The organism is Pseudomonas sp. VS40, assembly GCF_018587885.1.
GTDB classification, from domain to species: Bacteria; Pseudomonadota; Gammaproteobacteria; order Pseudomonadales; family Pseudomonadaceae; genus Aquipseudomonas; species Aquipseudomonas pergaminensis.
The window spans coordinates 202,607-224,115 of the sequence record NZ_JAGYWD010000003.1 but is presented as its reverse complement, the minus strand read 5'-3'; the positions used below and the strand labels follow the sequence as shown (position 1 = coordinate 224,115).

Below are 21,509 nucleotides of genomic sequence, written 5' to 3'. Positions count from 1 at the left end.
TGACGCAAAGCGGCGGTTTTATTGACTTTCAGGTCAGTGAAAGCCCCCCCCATTCCTTGTAGGAGCCGGCTTGCCGGCTCCTACAGTCAGGCGCGTTCGGCAGCGGCCCCACCTTCCAACTTGCGCCACAACAACCGCACATTCGCCTTGCGCACCAACGCACAGCGGTACAGGCGAATCTCCAGCGGCACATGCCACTGCGGCCCGCCACACACCACCAACTCGCCGCGGGCCAATTCCGCCCGCACGCTCAGTTGCGGCACCCAAGCAATGCCCAGGCCTTCCAAGGCCATACTCTTGAGGCTGTCGGCCATGGCGGTTTCGTACACGGTGGTGAAGCGCAACGCACGCTGGCGCAGCAGCAAATGCACCGAACGCCCCAGAAACGCACCGGCGCTGTAGGCCAGCAACGGCACGCTGCCTTCGCCTTCCAGGTCGAACAGCGGCTTGCCGTCAGCATCAGCCGCGCACACCGGGAGCATTTCGGTGTTGCCCAGGTGCAGCGATGGGAAGATTTCCGCGTCCATCTGCATCGCGGCGTCCGGGTCGTAGAACGCCAGCATGAGGTCGCACCCCCCTTCGCGCAGCGCGTGCACCGCGTCGCCGACGTTGGTCGCTACCAGCCGCGTGGCAATGTTCAAGCCTTCGTTGCGCAATTGCGCGATCCAACGCGGGAAGAAGCCCAGGGCCAGGGAGTGGGCCGCCGCCACTTGCATGACCTCGCCCTGCCCGCCTTCCAGGTGATGCAAATGGCGCAGCACTTCACCGAGCTGTTCGACCACCGTACGCGCAGTCACCAGGAACAACTGCCCCGCTGCCGTCAGCTCAACCGGTGTGCGCGAACGGTTGACCAGGGTCAGGCCCAACGCGGCTTCCAGGCTGCGGATACGGCGGCTGAACGCCGGCTGGGTGACAAAGCGCCGCTCTGCCGCCTGGGAAAAGCTGCGGGTTGCCGCCAGGGCGCTGAAGTCTTCCAGCCATTTGCTTTCAAGGTTCATTGCTGCCTCCCGTGGGTACGCACCATTTTGGCACACACGCCCGCCATGATAACCGGGTCACACCGACATTATGCCGTTTGTGCATAGGCCAGTGTTTAACAGCATTGGCCCAAAAAGTTCTACAAGCCTAGCATTCGCAGCGTTCCGGCCAGTTCCGGGTCCATATCGAGATGATTTCCGTCATGTCCTCCGCTGCATCTTTCCGCACAGAAAAAGACCTGCTTGGCGTACTCGAAGTACCCGCCCAAGCGTATTACGGCATCCAGACCCTGCGAGCGGTGAATAACTTCCGCCTCTCGGGCGTACCGATTTCGCATTACCCGAAATTGGTGGTCGGCCTGGCAATGGTCAAGCAAGCGGCGGCTGACGCCAACCGCGAGCTGGGCCAGCTCAGCGAAGCCAAGCACGCTGCCATCAGCGAAGCCTGTGCCCGTCTGATCCGCGGCGATTTCCACGAAGAGTTCGTGGTGGACATGATTCAAGGCGGCGCTGGCACTTCAACCAACATGAATGCCAACGAAGTCATCGCCAACATCGCGTTGGAGGCCATGGGCCACAACAAGGGCGAATACCAGTACCTGCACCCCAACAACGACGTGAACATGGCGCAGTCGACCAACGACGCCTACCCAACCGCGATCCGCCTGGGTCTGCTGCTGGGCCATGACGCGCTGCTGGCCAGCCTCGACAGCCTGATCCAGGCGTTCGCCGCCAAGGGCGTCGAGTTCGGCCACGTGCTGAAAATGGGCCGCACCCAACTGCAAGACGCTGTGCCGATGACCCTCGGCCAGGAATTCCGCGCCTTCGCCACCACCCTCGGTGAAGACCTGGCCCGCCTGAAAACCCTGGCGCCAGAGCTGCTGACCGAAGTGAACCTGGGCGGCACCGCCATCGGTACCGGCATCAACGCCGATCCGCGTTACCAGGCCCTCGCCGTACAGCGCTTGGCCCTGATCAGCGGCCAGCCACTCGTCCCTGCGGCCGACCTGATCGAAGCCACTTCCGACATGGGCGCCTTCGTCCTGTTCTCCGGCATGCTCAAGCGCACCGCCGTGAAGCTGTCGAAGATCTGCAACGACCTGCGCCTGCTGTCCAGCGGCCCGCGTACCGGCATCAACGAGATCAACCTGCCGGCCCGCCAGCCAGGCAGCTCGATCATGCCCGGCAAGGTCAACCCGGTGATCCCGGAAGCCGTGAACCAAGTGGCGTTCCAGGTCATCGGTAACGACCTGGCCCTGACCATGGCAGCCGAAGGCGGCCAACTGCAGTTGAACGTGATGGAGCCACTGATCGCTTTCAAGATCTTCGACTCGATCCGCTTGCTGCAACGCGCCATGGACATGCTGCGCGAGCACTGCATCGTCGGCATCACCGCCAACGAAGCGCGCTGCCGCGAACTGGTGGAACACTCCATCGGCCTGGTCACCGCGCTGAACCCCTACATCGGCTATGAAAACGCCACCCGCATCGCGCGTATCGCCCTCGAAAGCGGCCGCGGCGTGCTGGAACTGGTGCGCGAAGAAGGCTTGCTCGACGACGCCATGCTCGACGACATCCTGCGCCCCGAGAACATGATTGCCCCACGCTTGGTCCCGTTGAAGGCCTAAGCGTTTGTTGCACCGCTCACCAGGCTGAGGGACTAGACACCTCTCACCTTTTGAGGGCCTGAAGGCTCGTTCTTCAGGCCCTTTTTTTTGCCTCAAGGTTGTGAAATGACGCCCATAAAAAATCCAATATCGCCCCGCAAACCCTCCTTGCCCGACGCCAGCGTGCTGAAACCTTTAATCGGCCTGTGCAGACGGATCACGCGCTCCTAGGTATAGTGCCGCCCCTCTTCGCGTCAGAGATCGTCGGTAACGAGATCCTGGACAGCGCGAAACCGCATGAATAACAACACCCGCAAAAGGATTGGGGTCGAAGCGTCGTGCACTGCCTGGTGCCATACGACGTGTCGGACCGTCCTGCGTTTGCCATTAGAAAAATCAGCGAGGAACACTCCATGCTCGAAGTCATCAACGACTTCCTCTCAGGGAAAGTACTGATCGTGCTCATTGTCGGGCTCGGCGGTTATTTCACGATTCGCTCGCGTTTCGTTCAGTTGCGCCACTTTTTCCACATGTTCTCGGTGTTCAAAGACAGCCTGAAGAGCAGTTCCGGCCAACTCAGTTCGTTCCAGGCGCTGATGCTCAGCCTGGCCGGCCGCGTCGGTGCCGGCAACATCGCCGGTGTCGGTATCGCCGTGACCCTGGGCGGCCCCGGTGCCGTGTTCTGGATGTGGGTCACTGCGCTGGTGGGCATGTCCTCAAGCTTTATCGAATGCTCCCTCGGCCAGCTGTACAAGCGCACCGACGCGGAAGGCACTTACCGTGGCGGCCCGGCCTACTACATCCAGCACGGCCTGCAGAAGCGCTGGCTGGGTATGGTCATGGCGTTCCTGCTGCTGGTGACCTTCGGCTTCGCCTTCAACGGCCTGCAAGCCCACGCTGTGACGCACTCGCTGAACAACGCCTTCGGCCTGGACACCACCTACACCGGCCTGGCCCTGGCGGTACTGCTGGGCCTGGTATTCATCGGCGGGATCAAGCGCATCGCCTCGATCGCCGACTTGCTGGTACCGGTCAAGACCCTGGTCTACATCGCCGTGACCCTGTACGTGATCGTGCTGCAATTCGACCACGTACCGGCCATGCTCGCGACCATCGTCAAGAGCGCTTTTGGCCTCGACCAAGCCTTCGGCGGCCTGGTAGGCAGCGCAATCATCATGGGTGTGAAGCGCGGCGTGTTCGCCAACGAAGCGGGTTTGGGCAGTGCGCCTAACGTGGCGGCGGTGGCTTCGGTAGAACACCCGATCGCCCAGGGCGTGGTGCAGGCGTTCAGCGTGTTCCTCGACACCTTCGTGATCTGCACCTGCACCGCGTTGCTGATCCTGCTATCCGGCTTCTACACCCCAGGCTTCGAAGGCGACGGCATCGCCCTGACCCAGAACTCCCTGGCGGCGGTGGTCGGCGACTGGGGCCGCATGTTCATCTCGGTGGCCCTGGCGTTGTTCGTGTTCACCTCGATCATGTACAACTACTACCTGGGCGAGAGCAACCTGCGCTTCCTGGTGGGCAACAACCGCAAAGTGCTGATGGGCTACCGCGCACTGGTGCTGGTGCTGATTTTCTGGGGTTCCATCGAGAACCTGAGCACCGTGTTCGCCTTCGCCGACATCACCATGACCATGCTGGCGTTCGTCAACCTGTTCGCCCTGGCGTTCCTGTTCAAGATCGCCATGCGCATCCTGAACGACTACGACAACCAGCGCGCAGCGGGTATCAAGACCCCGGTATTCGACTCCAGTCAGTTCCCTGACCTGGACCTGGATCGCAAGGCCTGGCCGGCGAACCCGGTGAAGCCTGAGCCAACGGCTCAAGCATCGGCAGAACTGAACGCCCAAGCGCAACGCTAAGCCCAGTCAGCCTAGAGAGATGACACGCCGCCCGGCCTTGGGCATGCTCTGGGCCCGGCGGCGTTTTTCGTTCAGGAGATTTTATGCAACCAGCTAACAACGTGATGGTGCTCTACACCGGCGGCACCATCGGCATGCAGGCCAGCGCCAATGGCCTGGCACCCGCATCCGGTTTCGAAGCGCGCATGCGCGAGCAACTGGCCAGCCAGCCTGTGCCCGCCTGGCGCTTTCGCGAAATGTCGCCGCTGATCGACAGCGCCAACATGACTCCCGCCTACTGGCAGCAGCTGCGCACTGCCGTGGTCGAGGCCATTGATGAGGGCTGCGACGCCGTACTCGTTCTGCACGGTACCGACACCCTGGCGTACAGCGCCGCCGCCATGAGCTTTCAATTGCTGGGCCTGCCGGCGCCGGTGGTGTTCACCGGCTCCATGCTGCCTGCCGGCGTACCCGATAGCGATGCCTGGGAAAACGTCAGTGGCGCGCTGGCAGCCTTGGGGGAAGGCTTGGCGCCAGGCGTGCACCTGTTCTTCCACGGCGTGCTGATGGCGCCGACCCGCTGCGCGAAGATCCGCAGCTTCGGCCGCAATCCGTTCGCCGCCTTGCAGCGTCAGGGCGATGTGGCGCGTGCCGAATCCCTGCCGGCCGCGCTGGATTACCGCCAACCCAAGGCCCTGGCGACAGTCGGCGTATTGCCCTTGGTACCGGGTATCGGCGCGGCACAGTTGGACAGCCTGATCGGCAGCGGCATTCAGGCGCTGGTGCTGGAATGCTACGGCAGCGGCACCGGCCCCAGCGACAACCCCGAATTCCTCGCCAGCCTGCGCAAAGCACGGGATCACGGCATTGTGGTCGTCGCCATCACTCAATGCCATGAGGGCGGGGTGGAGCTGGATGTCTATGAAGCCGGCAGCCGCCTGCGCGAAGCAGGTGTGGTGTCGGGCGGCGGGATGACCCGGGAAACCGCGTTCGGCAAACTCCAGGCCTTGATCGGTGCGGGTCTGCCCTTCGAGCGTATCGGGCCATTGCTCGAGGCCAACTTGTGCGGCGAGCTGGATTGAACGCCGAGACATAAGCACCGCCTGCCTGGCTGAGCGCTTTCTAGCATGGACCCCCCCGAGGCTTTGCCTCGGGGCGTTTCCATCCTAATGCTCGCCAGGACTCTGTATGACCACCCCCCCTACAATCCCAACACCGCAAAACGGCTACAGCCCCAACCCTACTGTCGCCCTGCTCACGCAACTGGCCATCGGCCCTGACTTTCGCGAAGTCGCCACCGTGTTGTTGCGCCAGCAGCTGCGCGAACGCTACCCCAACCTGGATATCGACCCCGACACCGCTATGGTGGTCTACCCGGTCTGGCAGGTTGTCGAGGACCAGGTGCTCGCCGCCGAGCCCCGCTACCACTCCCTGACCGGCATCCTGGCCCGGCAGGCCATCACGAAAGAACCCTGCCTGTTTATTGAAGGCGAGCATTTCCTGACCCAACAGCCGCTCACCGTGTCCCCCGCCCACTTGCCCGTGCGTATCGGCGACATCGCGTACATGCTCAATCTCCTGGCGCCGGTGATGCTGCGGGGTTACCAGGCACAACAGCTGGTGTTCTGGAACCAGTCCAGTGCCGCAGGTAACGGTCCCCACTGGCACAAGCTGTCGAGCGTGTTGCGCGAATTCTGGAATGTGCAGCAGGTGCCCGGCTGGAGCGCAGAGGATTGCCGCCTGGCGCGCCAGCTGTTCCACGCCCCGGACCCGGCCAGTCGCCCCGGCCTGCGCGCCTGCGTGGTCGACATCGACTGGGTGCAGGACGACGGCAGCCTCAGCCATTACGACGGGGACCTGGTCGCCGTATTGATTGGCAAGGAGGCCGGACGCGATGTCATCCTGACCCATTCGCTGCCACCGATGTACGATAAATACGCCTCCCTCGAGCAGTTGGGCCAGGCCTTGCCAGCGAAGCTGGGCAGCCCGATGCACGGCAAGAAAATCCAATGGCGGTTGCTGGAGCCTGAGGGCAATTTCTTCGACCAGTTGGCCTGTGCCCTGATTGCCCTGCAGATCAAGGCCATCGGCAGTATCGACTTTTCCAACGGCGTGACCGTCAGCAATGACCATGCCGCCCTGGCCGCCCCACCCAGCGACGGCCAGGAGACAGACGCCAACCTCGAATGGTTCGAGCAGCAACTCCCTGATTGGCTAAGCCAGGCCTCCACCTCGGACCTGAATGCTTACTCACGCCACTTGAAGGACCTGGCGGCCCTGCACAACCAGAATGCCGGTAAGTTGTACCAAGACGGTATCGCGCCCATTCGCCAGTACGCCCTCGACGCCTTGAAAGCTGAAATGCTCAAGGCCCATCCCGACGCCGCCAACCTGATGCTGGACAAGCTGGAGATCGTGGTCCAGAGCCTGGTGGTCTGGGGTACCTTCACCGTCCCGGGCCAAGTCGAAACCAGCGTCTTCGACCTCGCTGACCTGGCCCTTCAGAACCTGATCGCGCTGCCTCTGGGCACCAAGACCCTGCGCGAAAAGAACGGTCGCGCGCTGCCCGCCTGGTTGACTGTCACCTACCTCGAAAGCCTGATCACGCGCGTCAATATCGGCAGCACCTACCCGGCGCTGATCAAGCGCACCTTGCTGGACGACGCTGAGGAGTCGACGCGCCGCCAGCAGCTCTACACTGCCCACCTTCGGGTTCAGTTGCCGTTGCTGGCCCTGCAATGCAAGATCCGCCGCGAGGCCGGGATTGACGAGCGCGGTTATCGCTACCTATCGGCGCTGATGGAAACCGACAGCAGCAAGCGCCAAGTGGAAGGCCAACCGATTGTCCTGCGCCAACTGGCATTCGTTCCCAAGCGCCGCACCGAGGCGACCCAGGACCCGGTAGACAATATGTTCGTCATCGGCCCCCAGGATCGGCACGCCGGACCGTGCCTGCTCTATCGCCCGCTGCTCGACCAGCCATTGACCCAATACCCCACGCCCACCAACCTGCTCTACGCCATCGCACAATCCGCCAGCCTGCGCGACTCGGTGCTGGCCTGGCTTCCCGACACCGTGCGCAACGACTACAACCAGTACGTGTTCCCCGGCGCACTGCCCTCGCCCTGGACGGTTGCCGAGTTCCTGGTCGACCCGGACAAACTGTGGGTCATGAGCGGCCCTATCGCGTTGGGCGAGCAGGTGGTGAATGACGACATTTTTGCCACGCTGTTCAAGGCCAACGCTACGGCGCTGGTGACGTTGGCGGATCGACAATCGGTCTCGAATGCCGAAGCCCGCTGGGCCACGTTCAAGCACGCTGGCTGGCTCATCCTCAACGCAGCGCTGCCCTTTCTCGGTCGTGGCCTCTCCACTGCCGCCTGGATATGGCAAGTCATGGATCAATTGCAGCAGGTGGTCGAATCAGTCGAGCATCCCGAGCAACAGTCTCCCGGCACCGCAATCGCCGACCTGCTGCTCAACCTGGGTATGGCGGTCGCACTTCACGCAGTGACCCGCAGCGCGGCGCAGCGCCAGGCTCTACAAGGCGCCCGTCTCAAGCCCCAGCTTCCCTCCGTTAAGCCCTCCGCGCCTGTCGCCCTGACGGTCGAGAAACTCACCGACCTCACCACCGACGAATTGCCGGCAAGCGCCGCCAGCCCTTTGTACGCCAGTGGCGCGATCAATCGCACAGCACCCCGCCTGGGCACGGTGCTCGACCGGTTCAAAGTGGCCAAGCCCGCCGACCTGGGCGACGCCATCAGCACCGAGGGCCTGCACCTGCATCTTTACCCGCAGGGCGAGCACTACTACGCACCGGTCGGGCCACGCTGGTTCAAGGTGCGGGTAGATGAAGACGGTACTGTGATGATTGTCGACCCCACTCTGCCTGATCGTATTGGCCCCCTGCTGATCAGCAACCGTCGCGGCGAGTGGTTTGTCGATACCCGCCTGCGTCTGCGCGGTGGCGGGCCGAAACACCTGATCCGCAGGGCCGAAGGCCTGGCCAAGAAACGCGCGGAACAATTACGCAAGCAGTTGAGCGAATTCGAAGAAGCCAAAAAAACCGGCCAGACCAGCCTGCGCCTTGCCCGAGAGGCCATGGATACCGGCCCTTCCAGCTCGCTGGATGCTAACCGGACGGCCTACCTGCAGGCGTTGGAGGCACATCGCGACCAATACGAGACCGCGTTGCAACAGCTCAAGGAATTGAACGTGCATGCGCCACTGCCGGACTACCCGCAAAAGGCCCTCAGTTACCTCAAGGCTCAAGTCGAACTGACCAGTGCGGGGATCCGCGAAGCCTTGACCCGGTTCACGCCGAAACTGCGCACGGTGCTGGTGCAAATCGAACAACAGGCCGCCTCTGCCCATGAGCGCAACATCGAAGACGCCCGGCAGATGAGCGCGTTAAACCGCGACATGATCCAACGCCTGGAATATATGCACACCCGCTTCGGTGAGCTGCACAAATTGTCCAAGGACGGCACACGCCTGATCAGCACGACCAAAGGCTCGCTGCCAGCCTATCAACGCGACGATCTCAAGGCCCTGCAAGTAACCCTGGCGCGCAACCTCTGTCTGACGGAAACCACCCAGACCACGGAACCCGCAGCCTGGGCCGGCATCGATCAACTGGTCGACACCGCCGACGTGTCCATCCAGTGCCTGCGCGATACCCTGAATGAAAGCGGTGGACTGCGCCTCGACGAACGCATCGATACCCTGAGTAGCCTGATCGAACAGTTCCAGATTCTCGATGAGCGCCTGCAGGACTTCCCCGATGACTTCTCCGAGCATGTCATCACCGACCAAATCCAGGCCTTGCGCCGCCACCTTGCCGAGTTCGGCACACGGGCCTTGAGCAACCTTGGGTTGCTCAGCGCGGAGCGGGATAGGGTGCGCTCGCGTCCCTCTCCGCCACCCACGCCGCCCAAGCCGCAAAAAAAATTCATCAGGACCCGCTACAACGGCATGCTCATTGGCGAGCCGCGCCTATCTGCCACAGGCGACGACACCGGGCTGGTGGATATCCGCTCGCCCTTGACCCACAAGATCGTCGCCACTTATCACGAAAAATCACCGGGAATCTGGGTGGAAAGGCTGCGAACGCCGACGTCCACGCCCACACCGACGCCAGTGGATATGCAGGCCAGCGTCAATCAGGGCCAGGTGCTGCTCGATGGGTTGCCCACCTTTCTCGAACGCATGACCAAACTGGCCAGCCAGGTGGAGCGAACCCCGATCGGCATCGAATACTTGTTTCACCAGCACATTGCCCAGCTGGAAGTGATTGGCGCAAAGATCGAGGAGGGCCTCACTCAGAGCAACGAAACCGAAAGCCATCCTTTTTCGGCCAGCAAGGTCAATAAAGCCCTCGGTGACGCCGTGACAGACCTTTACCAGCGTAGCAACAACCAAGTGTTGCTCATGCTCAAACAACGCCCACCCACCGTACAGGCGCTCGATTGGCTGAAAAAACACAACGCGGTCAAGATTAAGAAAACCGTCTCACGGCGCCGCCTCAAAAGCGCCATGCCGGCGTACCTCGATGAATACACCATCAGCCAGAGCGAGACGCATGAGGTGCTCTGGTACGCCCACTTTCACTACAGCGCCACTTGGACCCACCCCCGGGCCTACCAGTATGGTCGCCTCAAAACCGTGGCGGAGCATGCCCTGGGCGCCGCAGCTGATACGCCCAAAGGCTTGAGCGACACGCAGAAAATCGCCTACTACCGCAGCGAGGTCAGCCAGGAGTCGGCTCGGCTACTGTTTTTCACCTGAGCACCTGCCGGCGGTTGAGCGGACCGCCGGCCCGCTATCTATCTACCGTCCCCGCCAACACCACGCTGACTACCTTGACGCTTTCGATGCCTGCTCTTCAAAGGCCAGACACTTGCCAAGGAATTGCCAATGTCAAACAACGTGCCCACTGATTCTCGTCCCACCAGCGCGTCTGAACTGCTCACTCAGCTCACCACCGGGCCCACCCTGCAGGAAGTCGCGGCCAGCACGCTGCGCAAGGCGCTCAGGGAGCAATACCCCACACTGGAGATCGACCCGGACCTGGCGACGGTCGTCACCTTCGCCGGTTGATTTTGCAGCAGTCGGTACCCTGTGAACGGCATGCAACTTGCTCGTCCAGTCCCACACTCTGGCGACGTGCTTATGCTGCATTCACACCTGACCACCCTCAATGCCGTGTCACTGGTGCTGGCGACCTTCCAGGACCAGGGCCTGGCGAACGATGTCTTGTTGGCCGGCAGCGGCATTGGCCTGGCCGATCTACGCCACGCCGACACGCGCATCACCACCTGCCAGGAAATGCGCGTATGCGCCAACGCCGTGGCCTTGCGCGAGGATATCGGCCTGGACCTGGGCCAGCGCATGCACGTGTCTTGCTACGGATTGCTCGGTTATGCGCTGCTCACCAGTGCCACCTTAGGTGACGCTTTGCGCCTGGCGTTGCGCTACCCGGCGCTGTTGGGAACACTTTTTGAGCTCAAGCTGGTGGAGGACGGCCAGCAGGTCTGGCTGACTGCCGGCGACTATCGGGAAAACCCGGCGCTGGCGGCGTTCAATGTGGAGTTTTGCCTGGTGTCGATGAAAGTCATCTGCGATGACCTGCTCGGCCGCGCCTTGCCTTTGCGTGAGGCACGCTTTGACTACGCGGCGCCGGATTATCACGCCCGCTATGCCGAGCGTTTTGACTGCCCGGTGCAATTCGAGGCCGTCTTCAACGGGTTTGCCTTCGACCTGGAGTGGCTGCAGCAGCCGCTCCTCCTGGCCGACCCCATCACCCACCGCGCCATGGCCGAACGCTGCCGCAAACAGAACTCCGAGTTCACCGGGCGCCAAGCCTGGCTCAGCCGCGTACGCCAGTTGTTGGCCGAACAACTGCACGCCGCGCCAGGCCTCGACGGCCTGGCCGCACAGATGAACTGCTCGCCCCGCACCCTACGTCGGCACCTGCAGGCACTGGGTTGCAGCTACCAGCAAATGCTCGACGAGCTACGCTTCGAGCAGGCCAAGCAGTGGCTGGCGGAAGACCAGTTGCCGATTTATCGCATCGCCGAACGGCTGGGATTCAGCGAAACCGCGAGTTTTCGCCACGCGTTCGTGCGCTGGAGCGGGGTGGCGCCGAAGCGGTTTCGCGCCTGAGTACCTTGGTGATAAAGCGCCGTTGGAACAGGGCTGCACCACGCTGATGCCTTCGCGCGCCTTGAGGGGGCGAATTGCGGTCACAGCCTTTGGCCATATCTATCCCCTTTTGGCCGCTCCCGCCGTTCTCTTGAAGGGCGCACCCCGCAACACTGCAAGGCACAACAAAGAGCCTGCGGGGAACCACACATGCTGACGATCTACTCGGACGATCACCACCTGCACCACGGACGCTGCGAATTGATGGACGGGCAACTGATGCCCTGCTTCGAAATGCCGTCCCGTGCCGACCATGTGTTGCAACGGGTCAGGGACCGTGAGCTGGGCCCGGTAGAGGCGCCACAGGATTTCGGCCTGGCGCCGCTGCAACGCATTCACAGCCGCGACTACCTCGACTTTTTCAAAGGCGCCTGGGACCGCTGGACCGAATTCGGCCAGGACGGCGACCTGTTGCCCTACACGTGGCCGGCCCGCACCCTGCGCCGGGTGTTGCCGACCAGCTTGCATGGGCAATTGGGCTACTACAGTTTCGACGGCGGCGCGCCGATCACCGCTGGCACCTGGCAAGCGGCATACAGTGCGGCGCAAGTGGCGCTCACCGCGCAACAGGCGATCCAGCAAGGCGCCCACAGCGCATTTGCCCTGTGCCGCCCACCGGGGCATCACGCTGCCGGCGACTTGATGGGCGGTTATTGCTACCTCAACAACGCCGCCATCGCCACCCAGGCCTTTCTCGACCAAGGCCATGAAAAGGTCGCGATCATCGACGTGGACTACCACCACGGCAACGGCACGCAATCGATCTTCTATGACCGCAGCGATGTGCTGTTCACCTCGATTCATGGCCACCCGGAGGCCGAGTTTCCGTTCTTCCTCGGTTACGCCGATGAGCTGGGCGAAGGCGCCGGCGAAGGTTTCAACTTCAACTACCCACTGCCAGCCGGCTCGGGCTGGGCGCAATGGAGCGCAGCACTCGAAGCGGCGTGCGCGCAAACCGAACGTTACGGCGCCGACGTCATTGTGATCTCCCTTGGCGTGGACACCTTCAAGGACGACCCGATCTCCCAATTCAAGCTCGACAGCCCGGATTACCTGGCCATGGGCCGACGTATCGCGCGCCTCGGCAAGCCGACCCTGTTCGTGATGGAAGGCGGCTACGCAGTGGAAGAAATCGGCATCAACGCCGTCAACGTTCTCGAAGGTTTCGAATTAGAAGGAGCCACCCGATGAAGATGCTCACCTCCCTCGCCTTGTGCGCCGCTATGTTGAGCAGCGCGGTACAGGCCGACGAGAAAACCCTCAAGGTCTACAACTGGTTCGACTACATCACCCCCAAGGCGCTGGAAGATTTCAAGGCGCAGAACCCGAGCATCAAGTTGGTCTACGACATCTTCGACACCAACGAAGCCCTGGAAGCCAAGCTGCTCACCGGCAACTCTGGCTATGACGTGGTGGTGCCGTCCAACGTGTTCCTGGCCAAGCAGATCGAAGCCGGGGTATTCCAGCCCCTGGACCGCAGCCAGTTGCCCAACTGGAACCACCTCGACCCCAAGCTGATGAAGCTGATCGAAGCCAACGACCCCGGCAATAAATTCGCGGTGCCCTACATGTACGGCACCATCTTGATCGGCTTCAACCCGGACAAGGTCAAGGCAGTGCTGGGGCCCAACGCACCGGTAGACAGCTGGGACCTGATCTTCAAGGAAGAGAACATCAGCAAGCTCAAGCAGTGCGGCGTGGCGTTGCTCGATTCGCCGTCGGAAATCCTGCCCCTGGCGTTGCAGCACCTGGGCCTGGACCCCAACAGCAGCAACCCCAAGGATTACGTCAAGGCCGAAGCGCTGTTGATGAAAATCCGCCCGTACATCACCTACTTCCACTCGTCCAAGTACATGGCCGATATCGCCAATGGCGACATCTGCGTGGCCGTCGGTTACTCGGGCAGCTTTTCCCAGGCGGCCAACCGTGCCAAGGAAGCCAAGAACGGTGTGACGGTGGACATGCGCCTGCCCAAAGAAGGCGCGCCAATCTGGTTTGACATGCTCGCCATCCCCAAGGGCGCACAGAACCCGCAGGACGCCTACACCTTCATCAACTACCTGCTGCAACCGCAGGTGATTGCACCGATAAGCGACTTTGTCGGCTACCCCAACCCGAACAAGGATGCCACCCTGCAAGTCGACCCAGCGATTCGTAACAACCCCAACCTGTACCCGACCGACGCGGCGATGGCCACGCTGTACACCCTGAAGCCGCTGGGCCGCGATGCAGAACGTGCCAGGACGCGGGCGTGGACCAAGATCAAGTCGGGGACCTGAACCGGCCCATCACCGGGGCGCGCTCAGAAAGGGCTGGCGCGCCGCAGCATTGCTGATCGGGCCGCGATGTACCTTGATGCCTGCCTGGCGTTCATACTCACGGCCCAGTCGGCGCTGGGCCACGGTTTTCAGATGCGCGGCGCTGGGGTAGTCGTCGCCGGTGTCCAAGGCCGGGTAGTGAAAGTGGGCATACCACAGCGGTGTTTCGCCGTTGCTCAAGTCCAGCACCTCAAACTCCTGGAGGTAGTCACACGCTCCGTCAATGGTCTCTTCCACACGACCATTGAGGCGGCGGATACGGATGAGGTTCTGCCCCAGCAGGTAGGTCAAATCGCCCATGTTCGGTGTGCACGTGAGACGGATCATCTCGATGCGCAATGCCTGGCCCCTGACGCGCAGTTGGCTCGCCTCTTCGCGCAATTGGCGCACCAATGCAATGGACGCTTCGGTATGACGAGTTTGGGTGTAGCGCTCAAGCGTCGCCGCTGCCTCCTCGAATTGCTGCGCACTTCGCTCCAGGCTCTCTTCGACGAGCACAGGCAGCATGCCCGTGGCTTGGGCGTCCCGGTTCGCGTGTGCCAGGATCGCCGGCTGTGTCGCGGCAAGCGCAGTACCGGTGTTCATTGCTTTGCGCGCCGTGACGCTCAGGCCCTCAAGATCGCGCCGCAGCCTGGGGCGGCGCTCGGTCTCCCATTGACCGTGCGCATCACGGGTGAGGTACGGCCCTCGGTTGACCGGCCGTTGCGGGTCATCCACCACCTGATATTCCACCACGTCGACGTTGAGCAACGGACCGAGGCGGATATTCGACAGGACGTTGAAGTGGTTTTCGTCCTTGTTGTAGATCAGCCCGCCGTCCACACGATGCAGTCCTGCTTCGACCTGGGCAGAAGATACTGGCCGACGCAGTGCCCGCAGGCGCTGGAGCTGTAGCCGCGAAAGTTGCTGGCGCGCACCTGCCCAGGCAGTATCCAGGCGCTTGATTCGAGGGTGTGCGGCGAGCGATGGGCTGGTATGACGGGCACCGGGGTAAATCAGCAGCAATGCCAGGTTGCGCAGTAGGTTGACGTCCCTGCGCCACGATTCGGGATTGTCCAGCTCCGCCGCCTGCAATAAATTGCCGCCCACTTGCTTGAGTCGAGCCAAGGTGTGCAAAGGTTCCTCGAACAACGCGGCGTCCGCGCGCTGCACCACAAAATCCTGGTACAGCCGGGCAAAGGGATCAGCCAACGGTGATCCCGCGGCCACCGGTGTATCCACTTGCTGCAACAGGGGCATGGTCCAAGGCCGCAGCAGCACCCAGGGGCCGCCCTCCGTAGGCCCGATCACAAAGCCCTGCCCATCCGACAACGGCCTGAACAGCATCGGCTCTCCCTGCTCCAGGCGTTGGCTGGCATAGGTGCGCACGGCTGCGCGAACCCTGCGATAGCCGCGTTCAGTCATACCCTCGCGGCCTTGCAGGCTGTACTCAAGCGCAACACGCCGCAATTGCAGCGCCAACAACCGTGCAAATAGCGGGCTGGGCCCATCGCCTGGCACTTGATCGACCAGACGTTGCCCCCGATATTTCCTGCAAGCCCTGGCCATCGCCAACACCCATTTGCTATAGGCCAACCGCCCAGACGGTGGCGCATTGCGTAACCAGGCGGGCAATTGGTGCGCCAACTCGTCGCGCAGCGCGTCTTGCTCGGTGTCCTGCCGGAATAAATCACCGAGCCGCGTAGCCCAGGCTAACTGCCGATCGAGTGGCTCAATCGTCGCAACGCTTTGCAGGTCGATCAGGTGGATACGCTGCACGGCGACGTCCAATGCGCTCAATACCCAGCCTTCGAAGGCGTCATGTTCGAGCCGCTCGGCATTCGCCAAAGGCAAGGTTTCAAGCATTTCGAGGCCCCGGGGCAAGGAGTAAACCCACACCCGGTCGGCGCCACGGGTCAACGCCAGGGCCAGACTACCGTGATGCCAAATCACATACGCCAGCGGGGTGCCGCGCTCTGCGCCATCGGGCTGGGTCAGTACCGCGTCAATCAGGCCATCGGCGTCCTTCTCATCGGCCACGGCCTGCGTCAGATACTGTGTAATGCGCAACCACGGGCTGATCTCATCGGCATCCGGCTCGCAGAAGAAATCAACCAAGGCATCGCAGTAGTAATCGATGACGTGCTCGGGCTGTTGATCGAGTTGGGCTTGGGTCACGCCGAGCGATTGCAGCGTGGGCCGCAAAGCGATCTGTTGACTGACGCTCAGCAGCAACGGGTCATGGGATGAAACGGTATCGACAGGCACGGTGCATCACCTCTGCAAAAGATCAAAGGTAATGAGCCTGCCCGGCACTCAAACGGTAGTTAGTTAACGCTGGCGCCCCAGGCCTGTCGCAACCGCGCCAGCGCCTGGGCGATGTCGGCTTCTGGCACGGCGGCGAAGCCCATGACCAGGCCGGCACGCTGATCCGCCGGCGGGGTCGATTGCGCCAGCCAGTAGCTGCTCAGGCCGTTGATTTCGATACCCACGGCATGGGCCTGCGCGAGCAATTGCTGCTCGCGCGCCAGGCTATCGACACGTACGGTCATGTGCAGACCTGCTGCGACGCTCGGTAGCTCGCCAACCCCTTCAATCCCACCGGGCCATCCGGCCAGCAAGGCATTGCGTCGACTCAAGGCCGCGCGCCGCATGCGCCGGATATGCCGCTGGAAATGCCCGGCGGCCATGAACTCGGCCATCACCGCCTGGGTGCTGACTTCGGAATGACGCATGTCGACGGCCCGACGCCGGGCGAAGGCATCCACCAAGCCCGGCGGCAGCACCAGGTAACCCAGGCGCAACGCGGGAAAGGCCACCTTGCCGAAGGTGCCGACGTACAACACACGCCCGTTGCGATCCAACGCCGCGAGCGGCGACAACGGCGCGCCGCTGTAGCGGTACTCGCCGTCGTAATCATCTTCAATGATCCATCCGCCCTTGCGCTCCGCCCAGGCAAGCAATTCCAGGCGCCGCGCCAGGCTCATCACCACGCCCAAGGGGTACTGATGGGACGGTGTCACATAGGCGACACGGCAATCGTCGAGGCGGTTCAATGCTTGGCAATCGATACCCTCGCCGTCCACCGGGACACCGTGCAACCGTCCACCCGCCAAGGCAAACGCATGACCCGCCGCGCGATAGCCAGGGTTTTCCACCGCGACCCCATCGCCCGGCTCCACCAGCAACTGTGCACAAAGGCTAATGGCCTGTTGCGCGCCACTGGTGATCACTATTTGCTCAGCCGCGCATTGCATGCCCCGCGAGCTGCGCAGGTAGGCGGCAATCAAACCGCGCAGGCGGCCGTCACCCGCCGGGTCGCCATAGCACAGCAGCTCCAGGTCCGGCTTGCGCCAGAACGCCCCGTTCAGCTTGGCCCACACCTCAAACGGGAACAGGTCGAAAGCCGGTACGCCCACGCGAAATGCCCGAGGCGGCCCCGAAGGAGGCAGGGCCAGATGATTGTTTTTTACCCTCGCCAAGCCCGCGCTGTGGATAACTTCGTTGTCGAGGTCCTCCGGTAAATTTACCAATTTTGTGGATAAGGCTGGGGATAAGCCTGTTGAAAACCCTGTGGATACTTTTGTGGATAGTTTTTTTGCGGTGGGCAATTGGGCGACGTAAGTGCCATCACCCACCCGGCTTTCGATAAACCCCTCCGCATACAGCTGATCGTAGGCACGCACCACACTGTTGCGGGAGATCGACAACGCCGCCGCCAAGTCACGGGTGGCCGGCAACCGTGTGCCACTGACCAGCCGCCCGTCCAGCACCCGCTGGCGCAAGGCATCGTACAGTTGACGAGTCAGGCCCTGACGGCGATCAAGCTCAATGCCAGCAGGGTTGAATGACAGTGGCGGCGAAGTGGGCGACATATTGGACCTATGAAATGGGGGCCAGATGGCTCTTTCAACGAACCATTAGCCTGCCTAGGATGCAGGCATTCGCCAAGGAATATTTCCATGTACACACCCCGCGCCTTTGCCCTAGAAGATTTGCCCGAACTGCAGCAACTGATCCAGCACACGCGCCTGGCGCAGTTGGTGACCGTTGGCGAGCAAGGCCTGCAAGCCAGCCATCTGCCGTTGCTGCTCAATCCCGATGAAGGCCCGAACGGCACGCTCTATGGGCACCTCGCCAAGGCCAACCCGCAGTGGCGCGACCTGCAAAATGGCAGCGAAGCCCTGGTGATCTTCGCTGGCGCCGAGGCCTACATCAGCCCGGCCTTTTACCCGGCCAAGGCCGAGCACGGCAAAGTGGTACCCACCTGGAATTACATCGCCGTGCATGCCTACGGCAAGGCTGACGTGTTCAGCGACGCCGAACGCTTGCTTGGCGTGGTCACCGCGCTGACCGATCGTCACGAAGGCGGCCGCGCCCAACCATGGAAGGTCAGTGATGCCCCGGCCGACTACATTGACGGCATGCTCAAGGCCATCGTCGGCTTTGCCTTGCCGATCGAGCGCCTGGTCGGCAAACGCAAACTCAGCCAGAACCGCAGCGCGGCGGACATCGCCGGCGTTCGCGATGGCCTCGCCGCCAGCGTCGACGTCCGCGACCAGACCCTCGCCCGCTTTATTCCCCAAGGAGCTTCAGAATGAGCCAGATCGACATCCGCCCGGTCACTGCCGCCGACCACGCCGCCTGGCTCCCGCTGTGGCAAGCGTATTTGACGTTCTACAACACCGAGCTGCCGGACGCCGTCAGCCAGAACACCTGGCAACGCCTGATCGACGCCAAAGAGCCAACCCACTCGGCCCTGGCCTGGCAGGATGGCAAGGCTGTGGGCATGGTCAACTTCATTTATCACCGCTCCAACTGGAGCATCGAGAACTCCTGCTACTTGCAGGACCTACTGGTGGTTCCGACCCAACGCGGCACCGGCGTCGGCCGCAAGCTGATCGAATTTGTCTACGCTACCGCCAAGGCCGACGGCTGCTGCAAGGTCCACTGGCTGACCCACGAAACCAATGCCACGGCGATCCAACTCTACGAACGCATCGCCGAACGCCCCGGTTTCATCCAATTTCGCAAAGGTCTTTAAGGAGCGCAGCATGACTACTTCTCTCGCCGACTGGAAAGGCGTCCCGGCCCCCACGGTGCAACTGCTCGAAGGGCGTTTTATCCGCCTGGAAAAACTCGACCCGGCCCGCCATGGCGACGACCTGTTCAAAGCCCTGCAAGGCCCCGGTGCCGATCCGAAGCTGTGGGACTACCTGCCTTATGGTCCCTTCCCTGAGCGCAGCGTCTTCAACGATTGGCTGAACAACCACGCAGCCCACAGCGATCCCTACTTTTTCAGCGTGATCGACCGCGCGACCGGCCAGGTACAGGGCATCCTCAGCCTGATGTCGATCGTCTCGGATCACGGCCGAATCGAAATCGGCCACGTCACCTTCGGCGCCCCCATGCAGCGCTCACCGAAAAGCACCGAGGCCGTCTACCTGCTCGCCAAGCACGCGTTCGAACAGGGCTACCGCCGCCTGGAATGGAAGTGCAACAACGCCAACGACCGCTCCAAATACGCGGCCGAGCGATTGGGTTTCAGTTTTGAAGGCGTGTTCCGCCAACACACCGTGGTCAAGGGCAAGAACCGCGACACCGCGTGGTACTCGATCATCGACTCGGAATGGCCGAAGGTAGGCGCCGGGTTTGAGGAATGGTTGTCAGAGGGCAACCAACGAGGTGACGGTCAGGTGAAATCACTGGCGCAGTGCCGGGGCTGAGCCGGCAAGCCAGCCCTGATCAATGGGGGAGCCGGGCTTGCCCGCGATAGCGAATTTATCTGCATCGCCGGCAAGCCAGCTCCCACATTTGGATCGCGGTGCAACAGGTAGATAGCTGTGAGCAAGCTCCCTCGCCACAGGTCCAGCGCCGTACCCAGAGTTGAGTAAATACCTACGGCCATCGCGGGCAAGCCCGGCGCCTGCATGGATCCTCAGCGGCGGACCTTGACCACGCCCATCTTCAGTCCAAACGGCCTGAACACGGCATTCAGTGACTTAAGCGTCTGATTCCCTTCGCCATGTTCAATATGCACCAACGTGCGCACAGAGATTTTGCACATCTTGGCGAACTGGGCTTGGTGCAGGCCAGTGACTTCGGTGCGTAGACGGCGCACAGCGTCGCCTATTTCGAGAGAACCGTCTGACAAGCCCTGCTCGATGCTTTCAATCACTTGCGCGCGCTGACTCATCGAGAGGCTCATTGGAGGCCCCAACTTCTCAGACGCTGATCAAGGTTTCGTAAGGCAATACTCGGATGATTCAAGGTGACCTTCGGTAAACCACTGTCGACCAATATATCCGGCAGCGCCCTGAGACGCTGAGCATCTGTGCGTAAGCGCTCAAAGGCATCCGTGGGGTTAATAACCGGTGCGAGCGCATTACATACACCGCGCCAATCAATATCACCCGCGACTTCCAGGGGCCGCGGCCACTTAGTCGTGCGAGTAACACCTTCAGGGTCCATGACCATCGGTGCGAGGTCGTAGATGGGGGCCAGACGCAAGCTATCGGGGCCACGAATAATCGATGTGTTCCGCCCATGGTTGTCGGAATTCCCCAACACTTTATTGAGCAAGTCGCGACGAAGATAATCCGCGACCAAGTCGGTCAATTGTTCACCTTGACCTGCCTGCTGCCACAAACCTGCCAGTTGCAACAACACATCCAGATGGCTCATCGCGCTGCCCGGTTTTGTTACACCTGCCAGAGAATAAATGGACTCCACCGCAAAGCGCTCCACTCCTTGATCACTGACATGACGATCAAAACGGTGCATCCAAAGACTTGGCTTTGTCGCCATCTCCAACGCCAGGCCCTCGACTGCAACGGTCTCGATCCCTAATGACTGCAGCGCTTTGTAGTAGTGAAATTCGCTTCTCAGAATGTCTTGATCAATCTGCAGGCCTTGATTACGAGCAAACTTTATAAACCAGTGCTGGCTGGCTTGATCATCACCCAACACCGCATCTGGATAAAGCAAGCCTTCGTGGCTTTGCGTCAACAACAGCTTTGGGGCCTCTCCACCTGCGCCGGTCGCTCCCCCAATAGCAGCCCCCTGCTCGTAGGCGTACTCCAGAAATCGGTTATCGCGATCAATCACCTCCTGTCGTTCAAAGCCCATAGGTGGACGGTCGTTGAGGGCCTGAAGTGACTCCTTGATTCGCATGTGTCCGATAGGGGCAGGAGTGCTTCGCGCTAACAAAAACAAATCCGAACTGACGTTATCAGTGCTCAGCATCTCAAAGCGGCTAGCCAGGAACCGCTTCGCTGCACCCGCAGGTGCGATGTCATGAAGAAAGGCCGGGGCGTTCCGGGGAGCCTCCTGCGCCCAGTTCAAGGGCACCCTTACACTCACGGCCTTGGCAAACACAGTGTCAATATGGTCCAAATGATCAACCAGGTAATCAGACTCGTAGCCGAAACGGCAGGGGCTTGCGAAACCTTTATCCGGCTCTGAAAACTCAAGCGTCATTGCGTCCTGCCAACGATCGGCATTGAATATCTGCAGAGTAAGCCTGTACGCATCGTCAATACGCAATTTAATGCACCTTCAGATAATATATAAGCGCCACAA

16 protein-coding genes are annotated in these 21,509 nt (G+C 61.7%); 11 read left to right on the top strand and 5 right to left on the bottom strand.

Annotated features, from left to right (window positions below; translation table 11 throughout):
• Nucleotides 1-86: 86 nt before the first annotated feature.
• Complete coding sequence (locus KHP07_RS10145; protein ID WP_078050778.1) at nucleotides 87-998, bottom strand: LysR substrate-binding domain-containing protein; 912 nt, start codon at nucleotides 996-998, stop codon at nucleotides 87-89.
• 182 nt (nucleotides 999-1,180) lie between these two features.
• On the opposite strand from KHP07_RS10145, the gene aspA reads away from it, so the two are divergent.
• From aspA to KHP07_RS10105, 8 genes are all read left to right on the top strand, one after another.
• Nucleotides 1,181-2,605 carry an aspartate ammonia-lyase gene (gene aspA / locus KHP07_RS10140; protein ID WP_017135792.1) on the top strand — a complete coding sequence of 475 codons (1,425 nt, stop codon included), beginning with the start codon at nucleotides 1,181-1,183 and terminating at the stop codon, nucleotides 2,603-2,605.
• Nucleotides 2,606-2,997: 392 nt separating this feature from the next.
• A complete protein-coding gene (locus KHP07_RS10135; RefSeq protein ID WP_078050779.1) occupies nucleotides 2,998-4,449 on the top strand; it encodes an alanine/glycine:cation symporter family protein in 1,452 nt (483 codons plus the stop codon).
• Nucleotides 4,450-4,532: 83 nt separating this feature from the next.
• A complete protein-coding gene (locus KHP07_RS10130) occupies nucleotides 4,533-5,510 on the top strand; it encodes an asparaginase (RefSeq protein WP_214497145.1) in 978 nt (325 codons plus the stop codon).
• A 106-nt stretch (nucleotides 5,511-5,616) separates the two neighbouring features.
• Entirely contained in the window at nucleotides 5,617-10,215 is a 4,599-nt protein-coding gene (locus tag KHP07_RS10125) for a coiled-coil domain-containing protein (RefSeq protein ID WP_214497144.1), read from the top strand.
• A gap of 129 nt (nucleotides 10,216-10,344) precedes the next feature.
• Nucleotides 10,345-10,527, top strand: a complete 183-nt coding sequence (locus tag KHP07_RS10120; RefSeq protein ID WP_214497143.1) for a hypothetical protein — start codon at nucleotides 10,345-10,347, stop codon at nucleotides 10,525-10,527.
• A 72-nt stretch (nucleotides 10,528-10,599) separates the two neighbouring features.
• Nucleotides 10,600-11,592, top strand: coding sequence for an AraC family transcriptional regulator (locus tag KHP07_RS10115; RefSeq protein ID WP_078050783.1), 993 nt, complete (start codon nucleotides 10,600-10,602; stop codon nucleotides 11,590-11,592).
• A gap of 189 nt (nucleotides 11,593-11,781) precedes the next feature.
• Nucleotides 11,782-12,822, top strand: a complete 1,041-nt coding sequence (locus tag KHP07_RS10110) for a histone deacetylase family protein (RefSeq protein WP_214497142.1) — start codon at nucleotides 11,782-11,784, stop codon at nucleotides 12,820-12,822.
• Nucleotides 12,819-13,910, top strand: a complete 1,092-nt coding sequence (locus KHP07_RS10105; RefSeq protein ID WP_214497141.1) for a polyamine ABC transporter substrate-binding protein — start codon at nucleotides 12,819-12,821, stop codon at nucleotides 13,908-13,910. The genes KHP07_RS10110 and KHP07_RS10105 overlap by 4 nt, the downstream gene beginning before the upstream one ends.
• 9 nt (nucleotides 13,911-13,919) lie before the next feature.
• Here the strand turns inward: KHP07_RS10105 and KHP07_RS10100 are convergent, their stop codons facing one another.
• Both KHP07_RS10100 and pdxR read right to left on the bottom strand, forming a co-directional pair.
• A complete protein-coding gene (locus KHP07_RS10100; RefSeq protein ID WP_214497140.1) occupies nucleotides 13,920-16,196 on the bottom strand; it encodes a hypothetical protein in 2,277 nt (758 codons plus the stop codon).
• A 59-nt stretch (nucleotides 16,197-16,255) separates the two neighbouring features.
• A complete protein-coding gene (gene pdxR, locus KHP07_RS10095) occupies nucleotides 16,256-17,803 on the bottom strand; it encodes a MocR-like pyridoxine biosynthesis transcription factor PdxR (protein ID WP_100491863.1) in 1,548 nt (515 codons plus the stop codon).
• Between the two features lie 87 nt (nucleotides 17,804-17,890).
• Here pdxR and KHP07_RS10090 point away from each other — a divergent pair, with 87 nt between their 5' ends.
• From KHP07_RS10090 to KHP07_RS10080, 3 genes are read left to right on the top strand one after another with little or no spacing between them, the layout of a single operon-like run.
• The gene (locus tag KHP07_RS10090) at nucleotides 17,891-18,529 is read left to right on the top strand and encodes an FMN-binding negative transcriptional regulator (protein WP_100491862.1); all 639 of its coding nucleotides are present in this window, start codon (nucleotides 17,891-17,893) and stop codon (nucleotides 18,527-18,529) included.
• Nucleotides 18,526-18,972 carry a GNAT family N-acetyltransferase gene (locus tag KHP07_RS10085; protein ID WP_078050789.1) on the top strand — a complete coding sequence of 149 codons (447 nt, stop codon included), beginning with the start codon at nucleotides 18,526-18,528 and terminating at the stop codon, nucleotides 18,970-18,972. Before KHP07_RS10090 ends, KHP07_RS10085 begins: the two co-directional genes overlap by 4 nt.
• A gap of 10 nt (nucleotides 18,973-18,982) precedes the next feature.
• Entirely contained in the window at nucleotides 18,983-19,654 is a 672-nt protein-coding gene (locus tag KHP07_RS10080; RefSeq protein ID WP_214497139.1) for a GNAT family N-acetyltransferase, read from the top strand.
• Nucleotides 19,655-19,866: 212 nt separating this feature from the next.
• Here KHP07_RS10080 and KHP07_RS10075 read toward each other — a convergent pair whose 3' ends face one another.
• On the bottom strand, nucleotides 19,867-20,124 hold the full coding sequence (locus KHP07_RS10075; RefSeq protein WP_371857045.1) for a helix-turn-helix domain-containing protein: 258 nt from the start codon (nucleotides 20,122-20,124) through the stop codon (nucleotides 19,867-19,869).
• An 8-nt stretch (nucleotides 20,125-20,132) separates the two neighbouring features.
• The gene (locus KHP07_RS10070) at nucleotides 20,133-21,407 is read right to left on the bottom strand and encodes a type II toxin-antitoxin system HipA family toxin (RefSeq protein WP_099493337.1); all 1,275 of its coding nucleotides are present in this window, start codon (nucleotides 21,405-21,407) and stop codon (nucleotides 20,133-20,135) included.
• Nucleotides 21,408-21,509: the final 102 nt, after the last annotated feature.

Excerpts from the sequence above, each read along its gene's own strand:
- KHP07_RS10145 (WP_078050778.1), bottom strand. The coding sequence starts at position 998 with ATGAACCTTGAAAGCAAATGGCTGGAAGACTTCAGCGCCCTGGCGGCA.
- aspA (WP_017135792.1), top strand. The coding sequence starts at position 1,181 with ATGTCCTCCGCTGCATCTTTCCGCACAGAAAAAGACCTGCTTGGCGTA.
- KHP07_RS10135 (WP_078050779.1), top strand. The coding sequence starts at position 2,998 with ATGCTCGAAGTCATCAACGACTTCCTCTCAGGGAAAGTACTGATCGTG.
- KHP07_RS10130 (WP_214497145.1), top strand. The coding sequence starts at position 4,533 with ATGCAACCAGCTAACAACGTGATGGTGCTCTACACCGGCGGCACCATC.
- KHP07_RS10125 (WP_214497144.1), top strand. The coding sequence starts at position 5,617 with ATGACCACCCCCCCTACAATCCCAACACCGCAAAACGGCTACAGCCCC.
- KHP07_RS10120 (WP_214497143.1), top strand. The coding sequence starts at position 10,345 with ATGTCAAACAACGTGCCCACTGATTCTCGTCCCACCAGCGCGTCTGAA.
- KHP07_RS10115 (WP_078050783.1), top strand. The coding sequence starts at position 10,600 with ATGCTGCATTCACACCTGACCACCCTCAATGCCGTGTCACTGGTGCTG.
- KHP07_RS10110 (WP_214497142.1), top strand. The coding sequence starts at position 11,782 with ATGCTGACGATCTACTCGGACGATCACCACCTGCACCACGGACGCTGC.
- KHP07_RS10105 (WP_214497141.1), top strand. The coding sequence starts at position 12,819 with ATGAAGATGCTCACCTCCCTCGCCTTGTGCGCCGCTATGTTGAGCAGC.
- pdxR (WP_100491863.1), bottom strand. The coding sequence starts at position 17,803 with ATGTCGCCCACTTCGCCGCCACTGTCATTCAACCCTGCTGGCATTGAG.
- KHP07_RS10090 (WP_100491862.1), top strand. The coding sequence starts at position 17,891 with ATGTACACACCCCGCGCCTTTGCCCTAGAAGATTTGCCCGAACTGCAG.
- KHP07_RS10085 (WP_078050789.1), top strand. The coding sequence starts at position 18,526 with ATGAGCCAGATCGACATCCGCCCGGTCACTGCCGCCGACCACGCCGCC.
- KHP07_RS10080 (WP_214497139.1), top strand. The coding sequence starts at position 18,983 with ATGACTACTTCTCTCGCCGACTGGAAAGGCGTCCCGGCCCCCACGGTG.
- KHP07_RS10075 (WP_371857045.1), bottom strand. The coding sequence starts at position 20,124 with ATGAGTCAGCGCGCGCAAGTGATTGAAAGCATCGAGCAGGGCTTGTCA.
- KHP07_RS10070 (WP_099493337.1), bottom strand. The coding sequence starts at position 21,407 with ATGACGCTTGAGTTTTCAGAGCCGGATAAAGGTTTCGCAAGCCCCTGC.